The sequence below is a fragment of the Microcystis sp. M061S2 genome (assembly GCF_020245605.1).
Classification (GTDB): Bacteria; Cyanobacteriota; Cyanobacteriia; order Cyanobacteriales; family Microcystaceae; genus Microcystis.
In genome coordinates, this window is sequence record NZ_JADBUP010000046.1 from 19,751 (window position 1) to 28,748 (window position 8,998).

Annotated in this window: 5 protein-coding genes; all 5 read left to right on the forward strand. The window is 46.9% G+C overall.

Annotated features, from left to right (window positions below; genetic code table 11):
- The first annotated feature begins 398 nt into the window (after positions 1-398).
- The 5 genes from glpX to IM475_RS09165 all read left to right on the forward strand — a co-directional run bounded on the left by glpX (position 399) and on the right by IM475_RS09165 (position 8,889).
- Positions 399-1,436 (forward strand): class II fructose-bisphosphatase, encoded by a 1,038-nt coding sequence (gene glpX / locus IM475_RS09145; protein WP_002756310.1) that lies wholly within the window; start codon positions 399-401, stop codon positions 1,434-1,436.
- A gap of 184 nt (positions 1,437-1,620) precedes the next feature.
- Positions 1,621-2,907, forward strand: a complete 1,287-nt coding sequence (locus IM475_RS09150; protein WP_287727352.1) for a glutamyl-tRNA reductase — start codon at positions 1,621-1,623, stop codon at positions 2,905-2,907.
- A 642-nt stretch (positions 2,908-3,549) separates the two neighbouring features.
- The gene (locus IM475_RS09155; RefSeq protein ID WP_287727353.1) at positions 3,550-3,738 is read left to right on the forward strand and encodes a hypothetical protein; all 189 of its coding nucleotides are present in this window, start codon (positions 3,550-3,552) and stop codon (positions 3,736-3,738) included.
- Between the two features lie 224 nt (positions 3,739-3,962).
- The gene (locus IM475_RS09160; protein WP_287727354.1) at positions 3,963-6,602 is read left to right on the forward strand and encodes a cation-translocating P-type ATPase; all 2,640 of its coding nucleotides are present in this window, start codon (positions 3,963-3,965) and stop codon (positions 6,600-6,602) included.
- Between the two features lie 472 nt (positions 6,603-7,074).
- Positions 7,075-8,889 (forward strand): proline--tRNA ligase, encoded by a 1,815-nt coding sequence (locus IM475_RS09165; RefSeq protein ID WP_287727355.1) that lies wholly within the window; start codon positions 7,075-7,077, stop codon positions 8,887-8,889.
- Positions 8,890-8,998 lie beyond the last annotated feature (109 nt).

Genomic DNA, 8,998 nt, shown 5'->3' on the forward strand with positions numbered 1-8,998 from the left:
TGCCAAGAAAAGTGGGTTTTAGCTTGTCTAGAATAACCGAGTCTCTTGGTGCATTCTAGCATCGGTTAAACACGCTGAAGGATTAACGGAATAGGGTGGATAATTTTGCTCGGCAAAACTATAGCAGATGTTTAGTATCGACAAAGCTGCCCTTGTCTAGCAGTAACAACAGGGGTAAGAACATCCCTTGAGGCGATCGCTAGACCAAATCAGCGATAAAAGCCCCAATAGCCAAGATTAGGCCCTCGCAGTCGCAAAAACTCCCTAGCCATAACAGTCCCCTCCAGATGATCTACATAAAAACTTAAGAATGATCCCCGTCTGGTGATAGACTTTTGACTGTTAAGGAAACAAACTCACTAGATAAATCATAGATCAGCTGTAGGGAGGATCATCGAGTGGAAAGTACGCTAGGGTTAGAAATTATCGAAGTGGTCGAACAGGCTGCCATTGCCTCCTCGAAGTGGATGGGTAAAGGCGAAAAAAATATCGCCGATCACGTCGCTGTAGAAGCGATGCGCGAACGGATGAATAAAATCCATATGCGCGGTCGCATCGTTATTGGAGAAGGGGAAAGAGACGAGGCTCCCATGCTCTATATTGGCGAAGAAGTGGGTATCTGTACCCAAGTTGATGCCAAACAATATTGTAATCCCGACGAATTGGTCGAAATCGATATCGCCGTCGATCCCTGCGAAGGCACTAACTTGGTTGCCTACGGTCAAAATGGTTCCATGGCCGTGTTAGCGATCTCCGAAAAAGGTGGGTTATTCGCCGCTCCTGACTTTTATATGAAAAAATTAGCCGCTCCCCCAGCAGCTAAAGGTCATGTGGATATTAATAAATCGGCGACGGAAAACCTGAAAGTTCTTTCCGATTGTCTCAATCGTTCGATCGAAGAACTGGTGGTAGTAGTTATGGATCGTCCCCGTCACAAGGAATTAATCCAAGAAATCCGCAACGCTGGGGCCAGAGTTCGTCTGATCAGCGATGGTGACGTATCGGCCGCTATTTCCTGCGCTTTTTCGGGAACTAATATTCATGCTCTCATGGGTATCGGTGCCGCTCCAGAAGGGGTAATCTCAGCGGCGGCTATGCGTTGTCTGGGGGGTCACTTCCAGGGACAATTAATCTATGATCCCGAAGTGGTCAAAACCGGTTTAATCGGCGAAAGCCGCGAGGGTAATCTCGCTCGTCTGCAAGAAATGGGCATCACTAATCCCGATCGCGTTTACGGTTGCGAAGAATTAGCCAGTGGCGAAACCGTCCTCTTTGCCGCCTGTGGGATCACCCCCGGCACCCTGATGGAAGGGGTCCGCTTCTTCCATGGTGGCGCTCGTACCCAAAGCTTGGTTATCTCCACCCAATCGAAAACCGCTCGCTTTGTCGATACCGTTCACCTGTTCGACCAACCCAAATACATTCAACTGAGATAATTCCCTGACCCGGTGGGGTGGGCATGGCTCACCTCGCCCCCATTGGTAAAAATATATAAAGTTTTTTTTCAAACATCTTTTATTTGCATCCCGATTGGGACTAAATTGCAACAATTAGAGACATAACGCACTGATCTTTATCAATAATTTTTGTAGCCTGAGCAACATTTGTAGGAGAACATAAATGAATATTGCTGTAGTGGGCTTGAGTCACAAGACAGCCCCTGTGGAAATTCGCGAAAAATTGAGTATCCCGGAAGCGAAAATCGAGTCCGCCCTTACCCACCTCAAGGGTTATCCCCACATCCAAGAGGTGGCTATTATCAGTACCTGTAACCGTTTGGAAATCTACGCCGTGGTTACGGATACGGAAAAGGGCGTGGTGGAAATTACCCAGTTTCTCGCTGAAATCGGGCATATTCCCCTTAATGTCCTGCGTCGTTATCTGTTTACCCTGCTGCATCAGGATGCTGTCCGTCATCTGCTCCGGGTGTCGGCCGGTTTAGAAAGTCTTGTCCTCGGTGAAGGGCAAATTCTCGCTCAAGTTAAAAATACCCATAAATTAGCTCAAAAGTACAATACTATTAGTCAATTACTCGATCGCCTGTTTAAACAAGCGATGACTGCCGGTAAACGCGTCCGCACGGAAACCAGCATCGGCACGGGAGCCGTATCGATCAGTTCGGCGGCGGTGGAGTTAGCCCATGCTAAGGTGGCAGACCTGAGCAGCAAGAAAATCGCTATTATCGGGGCAGGGAAAATGTCCCGATTATTAGTTACTCACCTTCTGGCTAAGGGTTCTCAGCAAATTGCGATCATCAATCGCTCCCAAAGACGGGCCGAGGAGTTGGCCCGTGAATTTCCTCACCTACCGCTGCAACTATATGGCTTAGAAGAGATGATGACTACCGTAGCGGCATCGGATATCGTCTTTACCAGTACCGGAGCCACGGAGCCAATTTTAACTAAAACTTTATTGACAGAAGTGACGATTTCTGCTAACTCGCTGATGTTAATCGATATTTCCGTTCCCCGCAACGTCCATACCGACGTGAAGGAATTGGCACAAGTGCAAGCTTTTAACGTCGATGATCTTAAAGCGGTGGTTGCCGCCAATCAGGAAAGTCGCCGTCAGATGGCTAGGGAAGCAGAGGCACTCCTAGAGCAGGAAGTAGAAGCTTTCGAGCTTTGGTGGCGTTCTTTGGACACTGTACCGACAATTAGCTGTTTAAGAAGCAAAATTGAAGATATTCGCGAACAGGAATTAGAAAAGGCCCTCTCCCGTCTGGGGACGGAATTCGCCGAAAAACACCAAGAAGTTATCGAAGCAATGACCCGTGGTATCGTCAATAAAATCCTTCACGAACCCATGGTACAACTGCGCGCCCAACAGGATATCGAAGCCCGCAAGCGCTGTTTACAGTCCCTGCAAATGCTCTTTAACCTCAGTGTCGGGGAAGAATATAGTTAGGGCTTGCTGAAAAAGTTTTTCGTGGCGCAGGGTGTCGGGTTTTAAGCTGTAGTACATTTAAACTGCCTATGGGGAATTTTAGTACAAATGCTCAAACTCCCTCTCCCTGCTCCCTGCTCATAGACAGTCTGAACGAGTAATTTAGATAGGGTTTGCGGCAAAAAGTTTTTCGTGGGGGCAGGGTGTGGGGTGTGGGGTGTAGGGTTTTACCGATTTTTAGGTGGTCAACTACCTAATTTTCAGGGAAAAAGTACCTGAATTTTACTCCCGATCACTCCAAAGTCTGGCACTTTTTGAGGGGAAAAAAGTCTAAAAGTCTTATCCAACAAGGTTTTTAGATTTATTCAGCCAGCCCTAGGGCTGGGACTGACAACCGACAAAAATTAAGGGCGATTCTAGTGGTCTGTCAAGGTGATTTTGAGGGACTGGGAGCGGATAATTTTGAAGAATTCCCCTATCCATGAACTACACGCAACCCGCCTAGGGCTGATATCATTTTTCAAAAGTAATGACAGACTTAGTTGATCATTTCAAAGCGCAATCCCTCTCGGAGAAAGGAATTGCACTTTCAGATGTTAGTCACGACTATTGAAAATTGGTATGAGGTCGCGGTTTCTGTCGCTTCATCTGGAGTCCTAACCCATGCAGGCAAAACCTTCAGAGGGAATCTCGTCCACTGATGCAGAAATTATTTTAAGACGCTTACCAGACTGGATTCAGGATGCCTTGATTGCTCGTGCAACTGAAATTGATTATCCCGTTGAAGCCGTCATTGTTCTAGACACAGAGGCATTAAGTTTTGCAGATTGTCAGCCAGGGCAAGGTCAGTAAGTCTAACAAATCACCGCACCCGCCCTTATGGTAGAGTATCTGTAATCATCCAAGTTTATTGGCGGCGGGTGAGTTCAGCCTTTAGCCCTCATGCCGACCATAGCCGTTGCTTTCCTGACAACCTTCTCAAAGATTCGATCTAATCTCAGACAGAAGTAAGCCTTGTCCAATTACCCACTCTCTATATGCGAGAATAGCCTGTGTGAAAAACCTAGGTAATTGTTATGGTTGCACCTATACAAAATAGGCAGTTTAACGGGTTGTCTAGCCAAGAAGCTAGTGATCGCTTGAAACAGCACGGCTACAACGAACTCCCCTCAACTCAGCATCGTACTTTTTTAACCATCGCCCTAGACATTATCCAAGAGCCGATTTTATTGCTCCTGATTGCCTGTGGTGTCATCTACCTCTTTTTGGGTGATGCACAAGAAGCTCTGATTTTATTGGGGTTTGTCTTTTTTATTATTGGCATCAATCTTTACCAAGAGCAAAAAACGGAACGTTCTCTAGAAGCACTGCGGGACTTATCCAGTCCGCGGGCTTTGGTGATTCGAGATGGGGAGCGGCAGCGGATTGCCGGCCGAGAAGTGGTAGAGGGCGATTTGATCGTGGTGGAGGAGGGCGATCGGGTTCCTGCGGATGCGATTTTGCTGTGGTCCACTCACTTGACGATTGATGAATCGCTGTTAACCGGAGAGTCTGTTCCGGTCAGGAAACGCACCATCCAGCTAGAAGAAGACCCAGAGAAACTTTCAGCCACCTTGAGACCGGGTGGAGACGACTTACCCACTGTCTATTCTGGCACTCTTGCGGTGCAAGGGCAGGGCATTGCCCAGGTGCAAGCAACGGGCATACATACTGAAATGGGAAAAATTGGCAAAGCTCTGCAAACGGTTGAACCGGAAGACACGGTCTTACAAAAAGAAACCCGTCGCATTGTCGGTAAATTGACGATGATCGCGCTGGCCATTTGTGCGGCGGTGGTGGTGATTTATGGATTAACCCGGGCCGATTGGTTGCATGGCTTTTTGGCAGGATTAGCCCTGGCGATGGCAATTTTGCCCAATGAAATTCCGGTGGTGCTGGCCATCTTTCTGGCTCTGGGAGCGTGGCGATTCTCGCAAAAACAGGTATTAACTCGTCGCATTCCAGTGGTTGAAACCCTGGGTTCTGTCACCGTTCTTTGTGTCGATAAGACTGGAACCCTGACATTGAACCAAATGGCCGTCAAACAATTGTTGGTTTACAGCGGCTCCAATGCTTATCTGTACGATGTGACGCTCCACGAGCGCGAACCCTTGCCCGAAGTCCTTCATCCCCTGATCGAGTTTGGCATTCTAGCGAGTCGCAAAGATCCCTTTGACCCGATGGAGAAAGCGTTGCAGCAAATTGGTTGGGATTACCTGGCCAAGACTGAACACCTGCATAGCGATTGGCAACTACTGCGCGAATATCCCCTGTCCACCGATCTCTTGGCCATGTCCTGTGTCTGGGAATCCCTGACGGGGGAGCTTACCGTTGCGGCAAAAGGGGCCCCAGAAGCGATCGCTGATCTCTGCCATTTCAGCCCGATTCAACAACAGGAGCTTGTCGAACAGATCCAGGCAATGGCCGGAGAGGGTTTGCGAGTTCTGGGAGTCGCCCAAGGACGCAAAATGGGAACATTACCCAAAACCCACGCTCTTGAGTCATCCGAGCCTCTAGCCTACTTAGAATCTGATGATCGCTTACCTGTGCAACAACACGACTTTGAGTTTGAATTTGTCGGACTCATCGGCCTGGAAGACCCCGTGCGCCCTACTGTTGCACCTGCGATCGCCGAATGCTATGGTGCGGGAATTCGCGTTGTCATGATTACGGGTGATTATCCGGTAACAGCCCAGAACATTGCCCGTCAGATTGGACTCAGGCCTTTAGACAAGGTGATCACCGGCAGGGAACTGGAGCAAATGGGTGAGTCGGAACTGCGCGATCGCATTCAAAGCACCAATATCTTTGCCCGTGTCGTCCCCGAACAAAAACTATTGATTGTCAATGCACTGAAACGCTCCGGGGAAATTGTGGCCATGACTGGTGATGGTGTCAACGATGCCCCGGCCCTCAAGTCTGCCCATATCGGCATTGCCATGGGTGAACGAGGTACGGATGTAGCGCGCGAGTCTGCCGATTTGGTCCTGTTGAAAGATGATTTTTCGTCCATTGTCGAATCGGTCAAACTAGGAAGACGTATCTTTGACAACCTGAAAAAGGGGATGGCCTATACCTTGGCCGTTCACGTTCCGATCGCCGGTATGTCGTTGATTCCAGTCATGTTTGGCTGGCCTTTGGTGCTACTCCCCATCCACATTGCCTTTCTACACTTAATTATCGATCCGGCCTGCACGGTTGTGTTTGAAGCTGAACCGGCAGAGAGCGATATTATGCGTCGCCCCCCCCGCAATCCCAAAGAACCCTTGTTCAGTCGTCGGACGTTGCGATTAGCCTTGCTTCAAGGAACCAGCGTTTTAGTGGTACTGGTTATTGTATTCGCGATCGCCTATAACAACGGCAATAGTGAATTTGATGCTCGTGCCTTAGCATTTACGACATTGATTATCTCCAACCTCGCTATGATCCTAACCAATCGTTCCTGGTCACGAACGATCCCAGAAACGCTCCAAGCTCCTAATCAGGCTTTGTGGTGGGTGATCGGCGGTGGACTGCTGTTTTTGGGATTAGTTCTCTATGTTCCCTTGCTAAGACACCTGTTCGGCTTTTCATTTCTACATACTGATGATTTGCTGGTCAGCTTAGTTTCTGGAGTTGTCAGTATTTTCTGGTTTGAAGGACTAAAACTGTGGAGCCGTCGGAACATGAACACCTAAAAATAATTTTTGAATAATAAGAGTTATGGTCGGTTAAGCGTCAAAACATCTAGGCTTTTCCTTGATCCCAGTAATGTAAACTTTGATTAAGAGAAAGACTTCTAGCTCCAATCCGATGTTATATTAATAATTGAAGCTAAAGAAAAAAGCTTCCCTGACAGATCAACTGGCAAGGTTATAAGGTCAAGTTCACAAAGGAGTAAACCCTGTTAAAGTTACATTCTGTCTCGATAACGACGATAACAGCGATCAACCTGAACGCTCATATTTCCTAGAGTAGAGAACAAGGGAGTTAGGCAATTGGAACTAGAGTTCAATGCGTCTCCAACCAGTCTCAAGTTGTGAGGGGAAATACCTGAGAATCGGTAAACTGATCGCTGTTATTGTTTGTCAACACAAGTAATTGCTCATTGCAGTCGCTCTCCTTTGATGAGATAATAGAAAGTCTTCTTTTCAAAAGGATATCGATAGGATGCGACTCTCTCAACAGCTTTTTGTCACTCTCCGGGAAGATCCGGCCGAGGCGGAAATCCCCAGTCATAAATGCTTGGTGCGTGCCGGTTACATTCGTCGCATTGGCAGCGGCATTTACGCCTATTTACCCCTGATGTGGCGGGTTTTGCAGAAAGTCTCCCAGATAGTCCGGGAAGAAATGAATAAAGCCGGCGCCCAAGAATGTTTACTTCCCCAACTGCAACCGGCAGAACTCTGGCAAGAATCAGGCCGTTGGGACACCTACACAAAAGCAGAAGGGATTATGTTTGCCCTGACAGACCGGCAAAAGCGGGAGTTAGGATTAGGACCGACTCACGAAGAAGTAATTACTGCCGTCGCTCGTGATTTAATTCGTTCCTATCGACAATTACCGGTTAATTTATATCAGATTCAAACTAAATTTCGCGATGAAATTCGCCCTCGTTTTGGTTTAATGCGGGGGCGAGAATTTATTATGAAAGATGCCTATTCTTTCAATCTCGACGAGGAATGTTTAAAGAAAACCTATCGAGCGATGGATATAGCTTACCGCAATATTTTCCGCCGTTGTGGGTTAGCTTTTCGGGCAGTAGAAGCCGATTCTGGAGCGATTGGCGGTTCCGCATCCCAAGAATTTATGGTCTTAGCTGATGCCGGAGAAGATGAGGTTTTATTTACCGCCGATGAAAAGTATGCGGCTAATGTGGAAAAAGCCGTTTCTTTGCCAGCAGATAAAGTGGCTTCTCCCTTTAAAAAGTTTGCTAAAAAAGAAACTCCTAACACCAACACGATCGAAAGTTTAGCTAAATTTCTCGATTGTTCTGCCACTGCTATCGTCAAAAATGTTCTCTACGAAGTGGTTTATGATAGCGGCATAACTGTTTTAGTTTTACTGCATATTCGCGGCGATCAAGAGGTCAACGAAGTTAAACTACAAAATGAATTAGTTAGACAGGCAGGCCGTTACAATGCTAAAACAATTTTAGCTTTAAAAATACCCGATGCTGCCGCTCAACAGCAATGGGCAACTAAACCTTTACCTTTAGGTTATATTGCTCCCGACTTAGAAGATAATTTACTCAAAAAAGCCAGCGATATAGCTCCTAAGTTTTTACGCATAGCAGACAACACGGTGACAGACTTAGAAAACTTTATCACCGGTGCTAATGAAACCGGGTTTCATTTAGTGGGGGCCAATTGGGGTAAGGATTTTATCTTACCGGAATTAATCGTCGATCTACGCAAGGCCCGGGTAGGCGATCGAGCTATTCATGATCCTAATCAAACCTTGCAAAGTGCCAGAGGAATTGAAGTCGGTCATATCTTCCAATTGGGCTATAAATATTCTCAAGCTATGAATGCTTTTTATACTAATGAAGCGGGAGAATCTACCCCCATTTGTATGGGTTGCTATGGTATAGGAGTATCGCGTTTAGCCCAGGCAGCCGTAGAACAATCCTACGATAAAGATGGCATTATTTGGCCCGTAGCTATTGCCCCCTATCAAGCGATTGTGGTTATTCCTAATTTAGCCGATGCCGAGCAGGTAAAAACCGCCGAAAGTTTATACAATGAGTTAAATCAAGCGGGCATTGAAACCCTTTTAGATGACCGGAATGAACGTGCAGGTGTTAAGTTCAAAGATGCGGATTTAATTGGGATTCCCTATCGCATTGTCACGGGTAAATCTCTCAAATCGGGTAAGGTGGAATTAGTCGAAAGAGCCAGTAAAAAAGCGTCAGAAGTAGCAATTAATGAGGTGGTTTCCTATTTAAAAACTGCTATAGCAAAGAGCGGGATAGTTAGGACATAATAGAGAAAAAGAAATGAGGAGAAGCTTTCATGGCAGCACCCTATAGTGATGATTTAAGACAGAAAGCAGTGAGTGCCGTAGAGCGAGGGGAGAAAAAAAGCCATGTCTG